Annotated in this window: 14 protein-coding genes; 11 read left to right on the top strand and 3 right to left on the bottom strand. The window is 54.4% G+C overall.

Features of this window, described 5'->3' with window-relative positions:
- Positions 1–46: 46 nt before the first annotated feature.
- The 9 genes from sad to GA0061071_RS16200 all read left to right on the top strand — a co-directional run bounded on the left by sad (position 47) and on the right by GA0061071_RS16200 (position 11336).
- Entirely contained in the window at positions 47–1435 is a 1389-nt protein-coding gene (gene sad, locus GA0061071_RS16160; protein ID WP_088237503.1) for a succinate-semialdehyde dehydrogenase, read from the top strand.
- A 101-nt stretch (positions 1436–1536) separates the two neighbouring features.
- Complete coding sequence (locus GA0061071_RS16165; protein ID WP_088237504.1) at positions 1537–3126, top strand: methyl-accepting chemotaxis protein; 1590 nt, start codon at positions 1537–1539, stop codon at positions 3124–3126.
- A gap of 62 nt (positions 3127–3188) precedes the next feature.
- Positions 3189–4115: a glutaminase B gene (glsB, locus tag GA0061071_RS16170; RefSeq protein ID WP_088237505.1), complete on the top strand. Its 927-nt coding sequence runs from the start codon at positions 3189–3191 to the stop codon at positions 4113–4115.
- Entirely contained in the window at positions 4115–4477 is a 363-nt protein-coding gene (locus tag GA0061071_RS16175; protein ID WP_061495672.1) for a DUF4186 domain-containing protein, read from the top strand. The genes glsB and GA0061071_RS16175 overlap by 1 nt, the downstream gene beginning before the upstream one ends.
- A gap of 91 nt (positions 4478–4568) precedes the next feature.
- Positions 4569–6017 (top strand): GGDEF domain-containing protein, encoded by a 1449-nt coding sequence (locus GA0061071_RS16180; protein ID WP_088237506.1) that lies wholly within the window; start codon positions 4569–4571, stop codon positions 6015–6017.
- Between the two features lie 188 nt (positions 6018–6205).
- A complete protein-coding gene (locus tag GA0061071_RS16185) occupies positions 6206–7198 on the top strand; it encodes a sensor domain-containing diguanylate cyclase (protein WP_088237507.1) in 993 nt (330 codons plus the stop codon).
- A 107-nt stretch (positions 7199–7305) separates the two neighbouring features.
- Positions 7306–8274: a sensor domain-containing diguanylate cyclase gene (locus GA0061071_RS16190; protein ID WP_061495678.1), complete on the top strand. Its 969-nt coding sequence runs from the start codon at positions 7306–7308 to the stop codon at positions 8272–8274.
- Between the two features lie 431 nt (positions 8275–8705).
- Positions 8706–10157, top strand: coding sequence for a tagaturonate reductase (locus GA0061071_RS16195; protein ID WP_061495680.1), 1452 nt, complete (start codon positions 8706–8708; stop codon positions 10155–10157).
- Positions 10158–10421: 264 nt separating this feature from the next.
- Positions 10422–11336, top strand: a complete 915-nt coding sequence (locus GA0061071_RS16200) for a bestrophin family protein (RefSeq protein WP_088237508.1) — start codon at positions 10422–10424, stop codon at positions 11334–11336.
- A gap of 184 nt (positions 11337–11520) precedes the next feature.
- Here the strand turns inward: GA0061071_RS16200 and pdxR are convergent, their stop codons facing one another.
- Positions 11521–12921: a MocR-like pyridoxine biosynthesis transcription factor PdxR gene (pdxR, locus tag GA0061071_RS16205; protein ID WP_088237509.1), complete on the bottom strand. Its 1401-nt coding sequence runs from the start codon at positions 12919–12921 to the stop codon at positions 11521–11523.
- 92 nt (positions 12922–13013) lie between these two features.
- On the opposite strand from pdxR, the gene GA0061071_RS16210 reads away from it, so the two are divergent.
- Positions 13014–13493, top strand: coding sequence for a carboxymuconolactone decarboxylase family protein (locus GA0061071_RS16210; RefSeq protein ID WP_088237663.1), 480 nt, complete (start codon positions 13014–13016; stop codon positions 13491–13493).
- On the opposite strand, the gene GA0061071_RS16215 is transcribed toward GA0061071_RS16210, so the two are convergent.
- Positions 13494–14384 carry a LysR family transcriptional regulator gene (locus tag GA0061071_RS16215; protein ID WP_088237510.1) on the bottom strand — a complete coding sequence of 297 codons (891 nt, stop codon included), beginning with the start codon at positions 14382–14384 and terminating at the stop codon, positions 13494–13496.
- 100 nt (positions 14385–14484) lie between these two features.
- Between GA0061071_RS16215 and GA0061071_RS16220 the strand changes: the two genes are divergently transcribed.
- A complete protein-coding gene (locus GA0061071_RS16220; protein WP_088237511.1) occupies positions 14485–15900 on the top strand; it encodes an aldehyde dehydrogenase family protein in 1416 nt (471 codons plus the stop codon).
- Between the two features lie 48 nt (positions 15901–15948).
- Here the strand turns inward: GA0061071_RS16220 and GA0061071_RS16225 are convergent, their stop codons facing one another.
- Positions 15949–17514 (bottom strand): methyl-accepting chemotaxis protein, encoded by a 1566-nt coding sequence (locus tag GA0061071_RS16225; RefSeq protein WP_061495691.1) that lies wholly within the window; start codon positions 17512–17514, stop codon positions 15949–15951.
- Positions 17515–17721: the final 207 nt, after the last annotated feature.

Raw genomic sequence — 17721 nt, forward strand, 5'->3', positions numbered from 1 at the left:
TCCGCCACTCTGATGCAAGTCCTGACTACTTTTAAGGGAGACCCGTATGTCTATCACCGCGACAACCCATGCTATTTCCATCAACCCGGCCACCGGGGAAACCTTGAGCGCCACACCGTGGGCCAGCCCCTCAGACGTGGACGCGGCCCTCGAACAGGCGGCTAACGGCTATCGCCAGTGGCGTGTGCTCAGCGTGGCGGAGCGTGCGCAAAAACTGCGCGATGTCGGCGCGGTGCTACGTGAACGTGGCGAAGAGATGGCGCAACGGATCAGCCAGGAGATGGGGAAACCGATCCTGCAGGCACGGGCCGAGGTGAACAAATCCGCCAGCCTGTGCGACTGGTATGCGGATAACGGTCCGGCAATGCTTGGCAGCGAGCCGACTCAGGTTGAGCATAACCGGGCCACCATTGAATACCGGCCGTTGGGGGCGATTCTGGCGGTGATGCCGTGGAATTTTCCGGTGTGGCAGGTGATGCGCGGCGCGGTGCCCATCCTGCTGGCAGGTAACAGTTATTTACTGAAACATGCGCCTAATGTGCTGGGATGCGCGGCGCTGTTGGGTGAGATTTTCACCCGCGCCGGGATCCCGCACGGAGTGTTTGGCTGGGTGAACGCCACCAACGATGGCGTCAGTCAGGCCATCAATGACCCGCGTATTGCCGCCGTTACGGTGACCGGCAGCGTACGCGCGGGCGCAGCCATTGGCGCACAGGCGGGGGCGGCGCTGAAAAAATGCGTACTGGAATTGGGCGGTTCTGATCCCTTTATTGTGCTGAACGACGCCGACGTTGATCTGGCAGTGAAAGCGGCTGTCGCCGGGCGTTATCAAAATACCGGACAGGTCTGCGCCGCTGCGAAACGTTTTATTGTTGAATCCGGCATTGCGCAGGCGTTTACCGACAAATTTGTTGCTGCCGCAGCCGCGCTAAAACAGGGGGCACCGGACAACGAAGAGCACTATCTGGGGCCGATGGCACGTTTTGATCTACGTGATGAGCTGCATGCGCAGGTGCAGGCCAGCATTCAGCAAGGGGCCACACTGCTGCTCGGTGGGGAAAAGGTTCCGGGGGCGGGCAACTACTACCCGGCGACGGTACTGGCTGGCGTGACGCCGGAGATGACCGCATTCCGCCAGGAGCTGTTTGGCCCGGTTGCCGCTATCACCCTTGCTCGTGATGCTGAGCATGCGCTGGCGCTGGCTAATGACAGTGATTTCGGTCTGTCTGCCACTGTTTTTACCGCCGATGATGCGCAGGCTGAGTGGTTTGCCAAACACCTGGAGTGCGGCGGTGTGTTTATTAACGGCTACAGCGCCAGCGACGCCCGCGTGGCGTTTGGTGGTGTGAAGAAAAGCGGTTTTGGCCGTGAGCTGTCGCACTTTGGTTTGCATGAGTTTTGCAATATCCAGACCGTATGGAAAGATCGTTTGTAACCGTATGCGCGCCCCGGTGGGGCGCGCCACGCCTCGCTGTCATGGGGGTGTCATGATCCTTTTGTAGACTCACGGCAACGTTGTGGTTATAGAAGAATATCATGAACTTAATGCAAATTTTTCGCCGTATTGTTCGGCGTGTTACGCCTCAGCAGTTTGGTTTGTTAGCCGGTATTTTCTGCATCATTGGTCTGTTCTCCGCGCTGCAAATCGCCTCCTCATTTCTCCTTTCCGCGTCGTTACGCGAAGCACAGCACAATGAACAGTTAAACCAGCAGGCACACCTGCAACAGGTTCGCGTGGATGAAGCCCGCGTGGCGTTGCTGACGGCAAGCGATCTGCTTAATCGCGCGGGCGTCTGGTTTATGCAGGACAAAGAAACCGGCTCCGAAGGAAGCTGGCGCAGTCTGATGGATGAAACCCACAGCGCACTGGAGGCGTCGCAAAAGGCCTGGCAAGCCTGGCTGGCACTGGATCCGCCGAAAGACGACGGTTTACTCAACAGTTATCAGCTGTTTTACGGCGCGCTGAAAGAGCAGGCGGATGGGCTGGTGAAAACCCAATCGATCGATGCTTTCTTTGCGGTGCCAGCCCAGGCCTTCCAGGCAGACTTTAATGACAACTATGCCCGTTTCCAGCAGGCCAGCGAAAGCCGTGCGGAAACCGGTCGTCAGGCGTTACTGTCCAACCTTGGGCAGCTACAGCATGTCTTTGTGCTGGTGCCAGTACTGCTGCTGGTGATTGCGGTGTTGGTATGGTTTGCCATGTCGCGCTGGGTGATCACACCACTGCGTCGGCTGATTGCGCATATCAATATTCTGGCTGCGGGCGATCTGGGAACGGCGCTGCCGCCGGTGCCACGTTTTAACCGCGAGGTTGAGCAGCTTAGCCTGAGCATTCACAGCATGCAGCTTGGACTGCAACAACTGGTGATGCAGGTCAGTGACGCAACCGCTTCCATGGTGAACACCATCAGCCACCTCGCGGAAGGTAATCAGTCGCTTTATCAGCAGTCGACGAAACAAGCGCAGGAACTGACGGATGTGACCGAACATATCGCCACACTGGAGTCCCACGTTGAAGGCAGCACTGGCTTCGCCCAGCAGGCCCGTCAACAGGCGGATGAGGCGCAAAAAATCGCCGCAGGTGGCGATCGCATGATGGATACGGTTAACCAGTCGATGCGCGAGATCGTCGAACGATCGGCTGAGATGCGCAACATTGTCGATATGATTGATGGCGTCGCATTCCAGACCAATATTCTGGCGCTGAATGCGGCCATTGAAGCGGCTCATGCGGGGAATCACGGGCGCGGCTTTGCGGTAGTGGCGAAAGAAGTGGGGCTGCTGGCGCGGAAGAGTAGCCACTCAACGCAAACTATTCAGCAGTTGATTAATCACTCCCTGCAAGGGATCACTGACGGTACGCAGGCGGTGAGCCGCCTTGAAAGCAACTTGCAAAAAGTGACCGGGCTGGTGGGACACTTAAGCGGCGTACTCAATGAGATCTCCGCCGCGACACTGAACCAGGGGGAGAGTATCCATCTGATGACCCGGCGTTTGCATGCCCTGAATACGGTCGCCCGGCGCACGGGGGAACTGGTATCGACGGCGACGCAAGCCTCTGAACAACTGCATCATGACTCTCATCAGTTACTGCAGGCAGTGGCGCGTTTTCGCCTGCCAGCCTGACGCGATTCATTCGTCTCTGTTATACTCGCAGGCCGTTTTTGGCCTGTGAGCAAGGGGTGAATGTGGCAACGGCAATGGATAATGGCGTACTGGATGCGGTGCTTGCGCAGGTACGTCCGCTGTTGGGTCAGGGCAAAGTGGCGGATTATATTCCCGCGCTGGCCTCGGTAAGCGGCAATAAGCTGGGCATTGCTATCAGTACGGTGCAGGGAGAACATTTCTACGCAGGCGACGCCCACGAACGTTTTTCTATCCAGTCTATTTCTAAGGTACTCAGTCTGGTGGTAGCCATGAACCACTACGCCGAAGAGGAGATTTGGCAGCGCGTGGGGAAAGATCCCTCCGGGCAGCCCTTTAACTCGCTGTTGCAACTGGAAATAGAGCAAGGCAAACCGCGCAACCCCTTTATTAACGCCGGGGCGCTGGTGGTGTGCGATATGCTGCAAAGCCGCCTCAGCGCGCCGCGCCAGCGTATGCTGGAAATCGTACGAAAACTCTCCGGCGTGCATGACATCGCCTACGACAGCGCCGTCGCCCGCTCTGAATTCGACCACTCCGCCCGTAATGCCGCCATCGCCTGGTTGATGAAGTCGTTTGGTAATTTCCATAACGATGTCTCCACCGTGTTGCAAAACTATTTTCACTACTGTGCACTCAAAATGAGCTGTGTCGAGCTGGCGCAGACGTTCCTCTTTCTGGCGCAGGGGGGGCACGCTGCGCACATTTCCTCACCCATCGTTACGCCGATGCAGGCGCGTCAGGTGAATGCGCTGATGGCCACCAGCGGCATGTACCAGAATGCCGGAGAGTTCGCCTGGCGGGTTGGCCTGCCGGCAAAATCCGGCGTCGGTGGCGGTATTGTGGCGATTGTGCCGCATGAAATGGCGATTGCGGTCTGGAGCCCGGAACTGGATGAGGCCGGGAACTCACTGGCAGGTGTCGCGGTGCTGGAGGCCTTAACGCAACAACTGGGGAGGTCGGTGTACTGATGGCCGATTTAACGCCGCTGTTCGCCCGCTTGTCACGCTCGGCGTTTCGTTCCCGCTTTCGCCTTGGCGTAAAAGAGCGGCAGTATTGTCTGGATAAAGGCGCTGAGGTGATTGCGTCACACGCGGCGGATTTTGTTGCCCGCCGTCTGGCACCTGCGCAGCCGCAAAATGACGGTAAGCAGACGCCGATGCGAGGGCATCCGGTGTTTATCGCCCAGCATGCCACCGCGACCTGTTGCCGCGGGTGTCTGGAAAAATGGCACAACATTCCACATGGATATCCATTAACAGAAACGCAACAACAGTATATTGTGGATGTGATTTACCACTGGCTGGTCGTGCAGATGAATGCACCGCGCTGAACGGAAGCGCGCAAGGTAAGCATGCTAAGCTATAGGAATTTCCCCTGTGTATCGAACAGAGTGCCGTGCGCGTGATATGGATTAAGATGTGATGCGATCATTATTTTCAACCCCTTTTCGTCCATTCCAGGAAGAGAAACCGCTGAATAACGCCGCGGTGATTTTCCTACTGACAACGCTATTTTATTTTCTGGGCGCCATGATGCGTCTGGTGGAAGAGTTGTCGCTTTTCTGGCCGCTGAATGCGGTTATGGCGGGGGTTTTTGCGCGTTACGCCTTTCTGCATCGCTGGCAATATTATCTGATTAGCTACATCGCTATGCTGGCCTATGATGCGATTACCACCTCCTGGGGCACGGCATCGCTGATTATTAACTTCTCCAATATGGTGTTTATTATCACCATGGTTCATTTGATCACCCTGGAACGTAACCAGATGGTCAAAGCCCCGGAACCGGTGAATGCCCTACGGCTCTTTGGTTATTGCATGTTTGCCGCACTGCTGTGCGCGTTTTTTGGCGCGGTCGGCTCGGTCGGGATTAACGGGCAAGGCTTTTTGCAACTGCTGGCGGACTGGTTCAGTGAGCAATTTTCCACGGGTGTGTTGATTCTGCCGGGCATGCTGACGATGAGCTGGCCGCGTGAACCGTTGCAGTTCAAACCACAGCAATTGCTGCCTATTGGCGCGGTGATAGTGTCGGTGCTGGCGTCGGTGGTGATTGGCGGCGCTGGCAGTCTGGCATTCCCACTACCGGCGTTGATTTGGTGCGCTGTCGTGTATCCGCTGCCGTTAACCAGCCTGGTGACATTGCTGACCGGCGGGGCGGAAATCATGCTCGTCGCCAATGGCGCAATCAATATTTTCGTGGGATCGCCCATGGAAATGCCACACATGTTTTCCGCCCGTCTGGGCATCGCCACCCTGGCGATTTGCCCGGTGATTGTCTCCGTGAGCGTGGCGAAAATTAACCGCCTGATCCGCCAGGTCTCCCTGCGCGCTGATTTTGATTTCCTGACCCGCGTCTATTCCCGTTCAGGGCTGTACGAAGCGCTGAATAACGATGATAAGCGCTTTGCCGACAAGCATGTGACGGTGATGCTGATGGATATCGATTATTTCAAAAGCGTGAATGATAACTACGGTCACGAATGCGGCGATCGGGTGTTGGCCGCTTTTGCCCGGAAAGTGCAGGAAGCGCTGGGAGAGCGGGGCATTGTGGCGCGAATGGGTGGCGAAGAGTTTGTGGTCGTGGCGATCACCGCCGATCCGGATGATGGATTTACGCTGGCAGAAAAGGTGCGTCACTCCATCGAACATTACCCCTTCAAGTGGCGGCAACAAACGCTGCATTTGACCGTCAGCATTGGCTTGAGTAGCGGTCTGACGGAAGCCTGGGCGTTGACCGAAATGTTCAATGAACTGCTGGCGGAAGCGGATGAAAATCTCTACCGTTCGAAAAAACAGGGCCGCAATTGTACAACCTCCAGTAAAGATATTGTTTTTGCCGACGCGCCGTCGCAGGTTTCGTCGGGCCAATAGTTCCTGGCTTTATTCACTCCGCTGATGTTTGATGCAGTTAATATCGATAACTTATTAAATTGCTTGCTACTAATTTTTAACGTCAATACTATTATTGGCTATACGTAGCGGGAAAAAAGCGCGCCATGAACGGGTCTGATAATTTGAATAAAAACGAGCGGATCTCTGGCAGACGTTTTGTCAGGCGCATGTACCTGATGCGTATCCTCGGAACGTTGCTCTGTTTTTTCCCTATTCTTTCCGTGCTACAGGAACTGCAGCGACCGTTATGGACGATCGTCCTGCTCTCTGCGAACGCTTTTCTTTGGCCGACCCTCGCATTTTTACGTGCCCGTCACGCCCGTTCGCCGCTGAACAGTGAACATCAAAACCTGGTTATAGATGCAGGTGCAGGGGGCTTGTGGATCGCGCTGATGGCGGTTAATCCGCTCCCTTCTGTGGTGATCGCCACGGTCCTGCTTACCGACCGTTTATCGGCGGGCGGTTTTATCCTGATGCGTAAAGCCGGTCTGACCATGGTAGGGATCTTTCTGCTGACATGGCTGGCGCAGGGGATGCCTGTTGAACGGGTGGTGACGCAGCGGACAATGTTCGCCACCTTGCCGCTGATTGCTATCTATTTACTCGCCTTAAGTGTGCTGACCGATAGCATTGCCGTTAAACTGCGGATGAAAAGTCGCGAGCTTGAACGCATTGCCATGATGGATCCGCTGCTGGATATCGCCAACCGGCGGCTATTGGAAAAGCGCATTCAGTATGAGCTGGAGAAACTGCGTACGACGCCCGGACACTCCTCTTTGATGTTTATTGATATTGATAATTTTAAAGAGGTTAACGACCGTTTTGGTCATAAAGTCGGGGATGCGTTGTTGGTCACGGTGTCGAAAATTTTGCATGTTGCCTCCCGCAAAAACGATACGCCTGCCCGGCTTGGCGGCGATGAGTTTGTTGTTTTACTACCGGACACATCGCCTGATGAAGCACACGCGGTGGCGACGCAGATTATGAATGAGGCGTCGATCATGCCTATCGTGCAGGAATACGCGTTTACCTGTACGCTGAGTATAGGGATTGCCAGCGCTTTGCCGGGTATGCATACCGTTAGTGAATGGTTAAAAGCGGCGGATGATGCGTTGTATCAGGCTAAGCGTCTGGGGAAAAACCAAATTTACTCGCACTGACAATCGCTCGGTATAGACTAAACTTTATGCTGTATATCGTAGGTTGAACGATATATTTCTTCATATCATTGCGAAAAACAGCCTGAGAATGATGAGATAGGCACTCTATGAAAATACCTGCTATTCCCGCCAATGAGGAAAAACGTCTTGCCTCATTGCATGATTCGGGACTCCTGGAGAGTGGTGTTACCGACCGGTTAGATCGCTTAACCCGTCTGGCAAAACGTATGTTTAATGTTCCGGGGGCATTGATTACGTTGGTCGATGAAACCACGCTGCATTTCAAATCCACGGCGGGTTATCCGAAAGAATCCCTGCCACGCAACATCTCCTTCTGTGGTCATGCGATATTATGCGCCGACCCTTTGATTATCGAAGATGCGTCCCGCGATGAACGTTTTGCCGATAACCCGCTGGTGACGGGGGATGCGCACATCCGCTTCTACGCAGGCCATCCATTGCACTTGCCGGACGGGGCGGTTGTGGGATCGTTTTGTCTGATCGACAAGCAACCGCGCAGCTTCAGCGACACGGAGTTCGACAGCCTGAAAGATTTCGCCATGATTGTTGAAGATGAGTTCGCGGTAATGAGCGCGGCCACCACCGATGAACTGACAGGGCTGTTTAATCGTCGTGGGTTTGACAGCCTGGCGAAGTTCGCTATTTTTGGCGCACGCCGCCGTGCGGAGCCGTTAACGCTGGCGTGGATCGATCTCGATAACTTTAAAGCGATCAACGACACCTGGGGGCATGCGGAAGGGGATGAAGCGCTAAAATCAATGGCGTCGGTCATGGCGGCCAGCTTGCGCGAAGCCGATTTGCAAGTGCGCTACGGTGGTGATGAGTTTGCGATTATCTTTTCCGACACCGATGAGCAGGGGGCCTGGATCGCCATGCAGCATCTGGTTGAACAGGTTGAAGCCTGGAATCTCTCTTCTGGTAAACCCTGGAAGCTGGCGTTTTCTTGGGGGCTGAGCGAGTTCGATCATGACGGCAGCGGTGAGTTGCATCCGTGGATGAAGGATGCGGATAAAAAAATGTACGCGATGAAGCAACAGAATAGCCGTGCACGCTAAACCTTAAGTTAAACCTGTTGCGGCGACGCGTGGTAATTTCATGTAAATCAGATAGTGGTTGTTTTTATAAGGAAGAAAAATGACCGCTTATCCTCTTCACGCCCTCTCTGGCGGTGACCTTTCGCTTATGCCCCCACTCTTGCGGGAAAAATCCTTCTGTTTCTGATCAGGCGTGGTGGTCAGCACCACGCGCGAGGAGCGCATTGCCTTTCTCTCTTGTAATGCAGCTGGCTGCGCGCCGGGGAGAGCCGGCGCTATGCACTGATGTCGCAGAGAAATGTGACAGCAACGACATTTTTTTACACGCTTTTATAATTGTCGCCACTAAGCAGTCCCATTTTGATCAAAACAGGGTTTCATGGTCTAAAAGTCTGGTAAGTTATTACACCAATCTTCCCAGGTTGTATGACTAATCAAAAAAGGAACCCACTGTGAACACATTAAACCGTCGCAACTTTCCCGGCGCTGAATACCCTGAGCGTATTATTCAGTTCGGCGAAGGGAATTTTTTGCGCGCTTTTGTCGACTGGCAAATCGATCTGCTGAACGAGCACACCGACCTCAACGCCGGTGTGGTGGTTGTTCGCCCGATCCAGAGTGATTTCCCGCCGTCCCTGAGTACTCAGGATGGCCTTTACACCACTATCATTCGTGGTCTGAACGAGCAGGGTGAAGCGGTGAGTGATGCCCGCGTGATCCGCTCCGTGAACCGCGAAATCAGCGTGTATGCGCAGTATGACGAGTTTCTGAAACTGGCGCACAACCCGGACATCCGCTTTGTATTCTCTAACACCACGGAAGCGGGCATCAGCTATCATGCCGGGGACAAATTCGACGATGCGCCTGCGGTGAGTTATCCGGCGAAACTGACCCGTCTGCTGTTCGAACGTTTCAGCCATTTTTCTGGCGCAGTCGACAAAGGCTGGGTGATCATTCCGTGTGAACTGATTGATTATAATGGCGACGCGTTACGCGAACTGGTACTTCGTTATGCGCAAGAGTGGGCGCTGGGTGCTGAATTTATTCAGTGGCTGGATAACGCGAACGCCTTCTGCTCCACGCTGGTGGACCGTATCGTAACCGGTTATCCGCGTGATGAAGTGGCGAAACTGGAAGCGGAACTGGGCTATCAGGATAGCTTCCTCGACACGGCGGAACACTTTTATCTGTTTGTGATCCAGGGGCCGAAAACGCTGGCGTCTGAACTGCGCCTCGACAAATTCCCGCTGAACGTGCTGATTGTCGACGATATTAAACCGTACAAAGAGCGTAAAGTGGCGATCCTCAACGGTGCGCACACTGCGCTGGTGCCGGTGGCCTATCAGGCAGGGCTGGACACTGTTGGCGAGGCGATGAACGACACGGAAATTTGCGCGTTTGTAGAGAAAGCGATTTACCAGGAGATAATCCCGGTGCTGGATCTGCCGCGCGATGAGCTGGAATCGTTCGCCAGCGCGGTAACGGGGCGCTTCCGTAACCCGTACATCAAACACCAGTTGCTCTCCATTGCGCTGAACGGTATGACCAAGTTCCGTACCCGTATTCTGCCGCAACTGCTGGCAGGGCAGAAAGCCACCGGTAAACTGCCAGCACGCCTGACGTTTGCGCTGGCGGCGCTGATTGCTTTCTATCGTGGCGAGCGTAACGGACAGGCTTATCCGGTGCAGGATGATGCGCACTGGATTGCGCGTTATCAGCAACTGTGGAGCCAGCATGGCGATCGCCAGATCAGCACCAGCGAGCTGGTTAAAGCGGTTCTGTCGGTGAGCGACCATTGGGAACAGGATCTGACGAAAGTCGCCGGTCTGGTTGAGCAAGTGTCGCTGGATCTGGATGCCATCCTGCTGCAAGGCATGCGTGAAGCCGTGAAGCCGCTGTGCTGATCCTGAACGCAGCATGCAGATAAACGCGAACCCGACTCCGGTCGGGTTTTTTTATGCTTTCTGACCGGCTACGTTAGCGTCCCTGACGGGTTTTATTATCATTAGTTACAACATACTTTTGAATAGTTGTATAACAGGTTTCAGTAACTTCTGCGCCAGCCATCTTCGTCTGGCATGTCGCTTTGTCACAATTCATTAGCATCCTTGCAACCGTGATGGCGATCACGTTTAATAGTGCAGCTCTCTCTTTGCATACGACTCAACATGATTGTCCGACCTGAACAACACTGGCTTACGCGTCTTTTCGTCTGGCACGGTTCGGTGCTGCCGAAAATTACCTCCCGACTGGTGATGAACTGCCTGCTCTCTATCGCCGTGATCTGGATGCTCCCCTGGTATACCTCGCTGGGTATCAAACTGACTGTCGCGCCGTTCAGTATCCTTGGCGTGGCGATTGCCATCTTCCTTGGTTTTCGTAACAACGCCTGCTTTGCCCGCTATAGCGAAGCACGATTGTTATGGGGACAACTGATGATCGCCTCGCGTTCGTTGCTGCGAGAAGTGAAAACCACGCTGCCGGATGACGACGGCGTGGCGCATTTTATCCGCTTGCAAATTGCCTTTGCGCATTGTCTGCGTATGACATTGCGCCGTAAGCCCCAGGGTGAAGTGCTGGCAAACTATCTGAGTGGGCAGGAACTCCGGACGGTGCTCAATGCCCATTCGCCGGCTAACCGCATTCTGTTATTAATGGCGGAGTGGTTGGGGGAGCGCCGGGCGAAGGGCACCTTGTCAGACATTCTGTTCCACAGCATCACGCAGCGTTTACATGACATGTCCGCAGTGCTTTCCGGGTGTGAACGCATTTTTACCACACCGCTGCCGTTTGCTTATTCACTGATTCTGCATCGTACGGTTTACCTGTTTTGCATCATGTTGCCGTTTGCGCTGGTGGTGGATTTGCACTTTATGACGCCGTTTGTCTCGGTGCTCATCTCCTACACCTTTATCTCGCTTGATACGCTGGCGGAGGAGTTGGAAGACCCGTTTGGTGAAGAGGATAACGATCTGCCGCTGGATGCCATCTGCAATGCCATTGAGATCGATTTGTTGCAAATGAACGATGCCGATGTGCTTCCGCACAAAATGACACCAGGCAAAAACTATCAACTAACCTAAACTTTTTCTGAGAGAGTAAGAAATCATTAAGATCTGCCCTGTTAAATGGCGATACCACCATACAGAGGGACATGCGATGGAAATGTCAGATAAAACGGTTTCGTTAGCGGTGACACTGGTTATCAGCTTATCTCTTCTGGCAACAGCGTGGGATCTCTCCCTCGTCAGTTGCCTTCCATGATCGTTATTCAACGCTGAGCAGCGCCCGCGTTTCCTGCGCCGGGCGCTGCAATAGCGCGATCGCTTCTTGCGCCGATCGCACATTGGTATAACCCATAATTAAACCGTAGCGCTTAGGGTTCTGGTTATACCACCGGGAGAGCGGGCTGACCTGCAACTGGTGTTGCTGCCAGATTTGCGCCAGTCGGACATCCTGTGTGCTGGTGCGCAACAACGCAATGATGTGCATTCCGCCGTCGCTCACTTCAATGTTAAACATCCCTGGATAAACCTGCTCCAGCGCAGCCAGCATGGTTTTTCTGCGTTGCGAGTAGAGCGTGCGCATTTTTTTCAGGTGGCGGAAAAAGTGGCCTTCCCCCATAAATGCGGCGAGGATTTTTTGTGTCAGCACGGGCTGGCCGCTTTCCGTCTGTTCCCCGGTTTCGCGAAACTGCGCCACGCAAGCGCGCGGCATCACCAGATAACTGATGCGCAGTGCAGGCATCACCGTTTTACTGAATGTGCCCATATAAATCACCCGATCCTGCGTATCGAGGCTTTTTAAGGCAGGCAGGACCTTGCGGGTATAGTGAAATTCGCCGTCGTAATCATCTTCGATAATCCAGCTTTCATTCTGCTGCGCCCAGTCCAGTAATTGCTGTTTACGCGGCAGTGAAAGGGTGACAGCAAGTGGGCTTTGATGTGACGGTGTCACAAAAACAAAGCGCGCATCGCGGTGATACTGTTGTATGTAATCAACCTTCAACCCGTGGTTATCCACTGGCGCAAAGTGCAGATTGCTGGCAATACGCTTAAGGGTTTGCTGACCGAAATAGTAGCCGGGATCTTCAAACAGCACTTTGTCGTCGGGTTTGCCCAGTGCGCTGAGAATCAATCGCAGGTTATGGTTATACCCGCTGGTGATAAATATCTGATCCGCTGAGCAGGAAAGCCCACGCGAAATATTGACGTAATGGGCAATCGCTTCACGCAACGGCGCATAGCCCATCAACGGCGGATTGGTCATTTCCACCGGCTGCATTGATCGCACCGCCTTGCCGCTCAGCAGCAGCCATTTCTTGTAGGGAAAGGCATCCAGCGACGGAATGCCAAGGCGCAAAAAGCCCGATTGATCGCGGAGCGTCTCCGCCATACTGAGGGGGAGATCACCGTTTTGCGCTGTCGGCAGGTTTTTTTTCTCACCGCCGAGTGACAAGTCCGGATTAACCCGTGTACCACGTGCGCCCTGGCTTACCAGATAACCTTCACCGACCAGTATTGCCCACGCCGTCTCCACTGTTTTACGCGCAACCCCTAATTCGCTTGCCAGCACGCGCACCGACGGCACTTTATCACCCGGTTTCAGCAATCCGCTGGTGATGCTGTGGCGATACTGCTCGTAAATGGTTTTGTAACCGGGTTTCATGTCCTACCTTGATTTTCACATTTTGCGTCTTTTTAGTATGCCATAAGTCGGTAGTATAGCGGCTGTTGAATCAATAAATGAGGTAAATGATTATGAGCACCCGCGTGAATCTCTTTCAGACCGCACCTTCGCTAATCAAAACTCTGGGTGATGCCAGCCAGGCATCGCACAACAGCAGCCTTGATACCGCCATTAAAAATCTTGTTGATGTTCGCGCATCGCAACTGAATGGCTGTACCTTCTGCCTCGATATGCATGTCAAACAGGCGAAAGTGCACGGCGAGCGTGAGTTGCGTCTTTACCATGTTGCGGTCTGGCGTGAGTCGCCGCTGTTTACCGCAAAAGAGCGGGCGGCGCTGGCATTAACCGAAGCGTTGACACGCCTCGGGGAGCAGGGCGTCAGTGATGAGCTGTACCGTGAAGTGCGTGAGCATTTCAGTGAGGTGGAAGTGGCTGAACTTGCATTCTCTATCGCTATCATTAATAGCTGGAATCGGTTAATGGTGCTGCAACAGACCTTACCCGGTGCGCTGGACAAAGCCTACGGCCTGGATCGCGCGCATCTCGAGTAATTAAACCGCTTCGCGGATAAAGGCGATAAACGCTTGCAGCCCCAGCGGGATATGGCGATGTCCCGGATAATACAGGCACAGCCCCTTAAAGGGCTGTGTCCACGCATCCAGCACGCTAACCAGCCGACCGCTACGCAGATCGTCTTCAATATAGAACCCTGGTAAGAAACCTACGCCCAGCCCGGCGCGCACCGCCGCGATCGAGGTAAACAGGTCGGTTGTCGCCAGCCGGGCGGGAACGGCAATCGCGTAATGCTGACCATGGTGCGATAGCTCCCAACGGTAAATCCCACCGTGCGACATGCGCATGCAAATCCCCTGATGCTGATACAAATCCTCCGGTGTTTGCGGTGTACCGTGCGCAGCAAACCATTCCGGCGTGGCCACAACCCGCATGTGAATATCCGGCGTCAAGGGGACGGCAATCATATCCTGCGGGATCGACTCGGCCAGGCGAATGCCTGCATCATACCCTTCGGCGACGATATCGATCATCCGGGCTTCGCTGGCGATTTCGAGGCGCATCAAGGGATAACGGGCAAGAAAACGCACCAACAGATCATCAAGAAAAAGCTGTCCTACCGCCTGAGGTACATTAATGCGCAACGTGCCGGACGGCTCGTCAGCGACGCTGTGGATCTCTTCCGTGGCATGGCGAATCTCCTGCAAGGCCGGGCCTACTCGCGCCACAAAACGTTGCCCGGCCTCGGTTAGCGCGACGCTGCGGGTAGTACGGTGAAATAGCCGCACATCCAGACGGCTTTCCAGCCCGGCAATGGCATTACTGACGGCGGTCGCCGACATACCCAGTTCTCTGGCCGCGGCGCGGAAACTGCCCTGGCGCATAACCGCCATCACCACTTCCAGCTCAATCAACCCTGAACGATGCATAGATTATCCCGAAAATCGAAACAACCTTTGCAGCATAGCGTGGATTATCGGCGCGATAAAGCTATGACACACTGGACACACGTTACAGAAGGAGGTTTCCATGCAATCTGTCGAACATATTTCCATTAACGGCGAATGGGTGACGCCGCAAGGCACAGAACGTTTTGACCTGTTTAATCCGGCGACTGGCGACGTCACTGGTCAGGTGCGTCTGGCAAACGAAGCCGATGCGCTGAACGCCATTGCCGCAGCAAAAGCCGCGTTTCCAGCCTGGTCGCAGACCCGTGTCGGGGAGCGAGTCGCGGCGCTGACGCGCATGCGTGAGGCATTAGCGGCGTGTGAAGAGGAGTTATTGCAGGCCATTGTGCAGGAGTATGGCGCGCCTGCCGCCCGCGCAGTCTGGATGGCACGCTACCCCGTGGCGGTTATCGATCAGGTGATAAGCGATCTGCAGCAGTTTGTGTTTACCTCACAGGTTGGCCACGCGCGTGTGGAGATGACACCGCTGGGTGTGGCCGGTCTTATCACTCCGTGGAACAGCAATGCGGGATTTATCTGCGGCAAGCTTGCCGCCGCGTTGGCGGCGGGGTGTACGGCGGTGATCAAACCCAGCGAGATGAGCGCATGGCAAACCCAGGTGGTGACTCGCGCATTGCATCAGGCGGAACTGCCGCCCGGCGTGTTTAATATTGTCACCGGGCGCGGCGAGGTGGTGGGCGAGGTGATGAGCCGTCACCCGGATATCGCAAAAATCTCGTTCACCGGCTCAACCATGACGGGCAAAGCGATCCTGCGTAATGCCGCTGACACCTTTAAACGGGTTACTTTGGAGCTGGGCGGTAAATCGCCCATCCTGATCCTGGATGATGCCGATCCCGCCACCGCCGTGCCTTTAGCGATACAGGCGGGGTTTATTAACAGCGGTCAGGCCTGTATTGCTGGCACGCGTATTCTGGTGCCGAATTCACGTAAGGCTGAGTACGAAGCGGCGTTGGCGCAGGCGGTTGCGTCGGTAAAATCAGGCGACCCGCACGATCCAGCTAACGATATCGGGCCGATGGTCAGTGAAAAACAGTGGCAGCGTGTGCAGTCGTACATTCGCCTTGGGCAGCAGGAAGGGGCGCGAGTACTGGCGGGCGGTGAAGGGCGGCCGGAAAATAGCGGGCAGGGGTGGTTTGTCCGCCCGACGTTGTTTACGGATGTGGAGAACACAATGCGCATTGCCCGTGAAGAGATTTTTGGCCCGGTGTTATCGGTGATCGGTTATCAGGATGATGCGCATGCGGTAGCGATCGCCAATGACACGGATTATGGATTAAGTGCGTTGGTACTGGGTCGCGATGTTGAACGTGCACAGCAGGTGGCGGCGCAAATTCACGCCGGGCGTGTGCAGGTGAACACGCTGGCGCATGAGGCCGGTGCGCCGTTCGGTGGTTTTAAACACTCAGGCATTGGGCGGGAAATGGGGCGCTGGGGATTAGCGGCGTTTATGGAGCCGAAAACCCTCGTCATGTAACGGAAGAACAGGCCCGATGGCATCCTGCATCATCGGGCCTGTGCGGCATTAACGCGCCAACTGGAAGAAGCGTACGGAATCGCGGAGGATTTCGCTTTGCTCGGTCATGGACTGGGCGGCGACAGCCGCTTGTTCCACCAGAGTGGCGTTCTGTTGGGTCACCTGGTCCATCTGTTCAATTGCCACGCTAATTTCCTTGATCCCCTGGTGCTGTTCCGTTGAGGCGGCAGAAATTTCCGCCACGATATCGGTCACCTTGTTTACCGACGTCACGATATCTTCCATCGCGCGGCTGGCAGTATCAGCAAAGCGTGAACCATCAGTGATCTTCTCCACCGTTCCTTCAATCAACTGCTTGATCTCTTTTGCCGCATCGGCGCTTTTCTGCGCCAGGTTGCGCACTTCGCCGGCGACCACCGCAAAGCCTTTACCCTGTTCGCCTGCGCGCGCAGCTTCAACCGCGGCGTTAAGCGCCAGGATATTGGTCTGGAAGGCAATCCCTTCAATCACCGAGATAATATCGACAATTTTCTGCGAGCTATCGGAGATTTCATGCATGCGTTTCAACATGTCATGCACCTCTTTGCCGCCTTTAACCGCCGTTTGTGATGTCTCACGTGCCAGATCGCTGGCTTTACGGGCGTTTTCGGCGTTGCTCTTCACGTTTTCCGTGATTTGCTGCATGTTCGACGATGTTTGCACCAGCGATGCGGCTTGTTCTTCGGTACGCTGCGACAGATCGTTGTTGCCTTCGGCAATTTCACTGGCGGCATGGGAGATAGATTCGCTGCCGTTAATAATGCCGTTAATGATCTCCGCCAGTTTGCTGTTCATAAACTTAATGGTCGCCAGCAAACTTTGGCTGTCGTTATCGCGTAGCGTGACATCCGCGCTCAGATTACCGGCGGCAATCGCTTTCATGATCGAAACCGCATAGGCCGGTTCGCCGCCCAACTGACGCGCCAGATTGCGAGAGATAAAGAGGGCGATCACACCTGTGGCAATCAGGGCCAGCAGCAGTAAACCACTCAGCAGGTATAAGGCCTGGTTATAACCTGCTTGCGAATCATCGCCCGCTTTATCGCCCAGCGCCAGTTCCATATCCACCAGCGTAGCCAGATCTTTCATTAACTGGGTACGGTATTTGGCGGAGACAGCGCCGCTGATTTTGGAGGCTTCATCCGCATTGCCACTGCTTACTGCGTCGATCACTTTGGCGTTAACGTCGACAAAGTTTTTAAAGTTATCGACCACTGTCGCAAACAGGGCACGCATCTCTTGCGGCGCATCGGCGGAGGCTTTGGCGTACTGCTGTTCCGCATTCAGGAATATGGCCTGGTTTTGCAGTAATTCTCCCCGATGCTGCTCGCGAGATTCCGGCGTAGTAGAGGTGATGTACTGAATCTGTTGCAAGCGCATTTCGGATAATACGCCACGCATTTCAAGGGAATAGCGAACACCAGGCATGCGGTTTTCGCGGAATTTATCAATATGGTGATTACTGGTGTTGAGCTGATAAATAGACACAACGCCCAGCAGCAACATCATCACAATCAGGATGGAGAAGCCGATGAGCAGTTTGGTCAGAACAGTTGCCTGCGCTATTTTTTTCATAATCCTACGCTATATAAAGAAAGGAATTATTAATAACGGCAATATTTCTGAAAATATTGATCTTTTTATCTGATCTTAATCACATTACGCTATGATTTTTGTGCAACGGCACATGGCGGGAAATAAATTTTGATTAAGGGGAAGGAGGGGTGTTAAAAATGTGAAGCAATTGTACAAAATGCAATTGAAATAATGTTTCAGTGTATT

Origin of the sequence: Kosakonia oryzendophytica (assembly GCF_900094925.1) — a bacterium.
In the GTDB taxonomy this organism is placed as follows: Bacteria; Pseudomonadota; Gammaproteobacteria; order Enterobacterales; family Enterobacteriaceae; genus Kosakonia; species Kosakonia oryzendophytica.

Coding starts and splice junctions, on each gene's coding strand:
- sad (WP_088237503.1), top strand. CDS start 47: ATGTCTATCACCGCGACAACCCATGCTATTTCCATCAACCCGGCCACC.
- GA0061071_RS16165 (WP_088237504.1), top strand. CDS start 1,537: ATGAACTTAATGCAAATTTTTCGCCGTATTGTTCGGCGTGTTACGCCT.
- GA0061071_RS16175 (WP_061495672.1), top strand. CDS start 4,115: ATGGCCGATTTAACGCCGCTGTTCGCCCGCTTGTCACGCTCGGCGTTT.
- GA0061071_RS16180 (WP_088237506.1), top strand. CDS start 4,569: ATGCGATCATTATTTTCAACCCCTTTTCGTCCATTCCAGGAAGAGAAA.
- GA0061071_RS16185 (WP_088237507.1), top strand. CDS start 6,206: ATGTACCTGATGCGTATCCTCGGAACGTTGCTCTGTTTTTTCCCTATT.
- GA0061071_RS16190 (WP_061495678.1), top strand. CDS start 7,306: ATGAAAATACCTGCTATTCCCGCCAATGAGGAAAAACGTCTTGCCTCA.
- GA0061071_RS16200 (WP_088237508.1), top strand. CDS start 10,422: ATGATTGTCCGACCTGAACAACACTGGCTTACGCGTCTTTTCGTCTGG.
- pdxR (WP_088237509.1), bottom strand. CDS start 12,921: ATGAAACCCGGTTACAAAACCATTTACGAGCAGTATCGCCACAGCATC.
- GA0061071_RS16210 (WP_088237663.1), top strand. CDS start 13,014: ATGAGCACCCGCGTGAATCTCTTTCAGACCGCACCTTCGCTAATCAAA.
- GA0061071_RS16215 (WP_088237510.1), bottom strand. CDS start 14,384: ATGCATCGTTCAGGGTTGATTGAGCTGGAAGTGGTGATGGCGGTTATG.
- GA0061071_RS16220 (WP_088237511.1), top strand. CDS start 14,485: ATGCAATCTGTCGAACATATTTCCATTAACGGCGAATGGGTGACGCCG.
- GA0061071_RS16225 (WP_061495691.1), bottom strand. CDS start 17,514: ATGAAAAAAATAGCGCAGGCAACTGTTCTGACCAAACTGCTCATCGGC.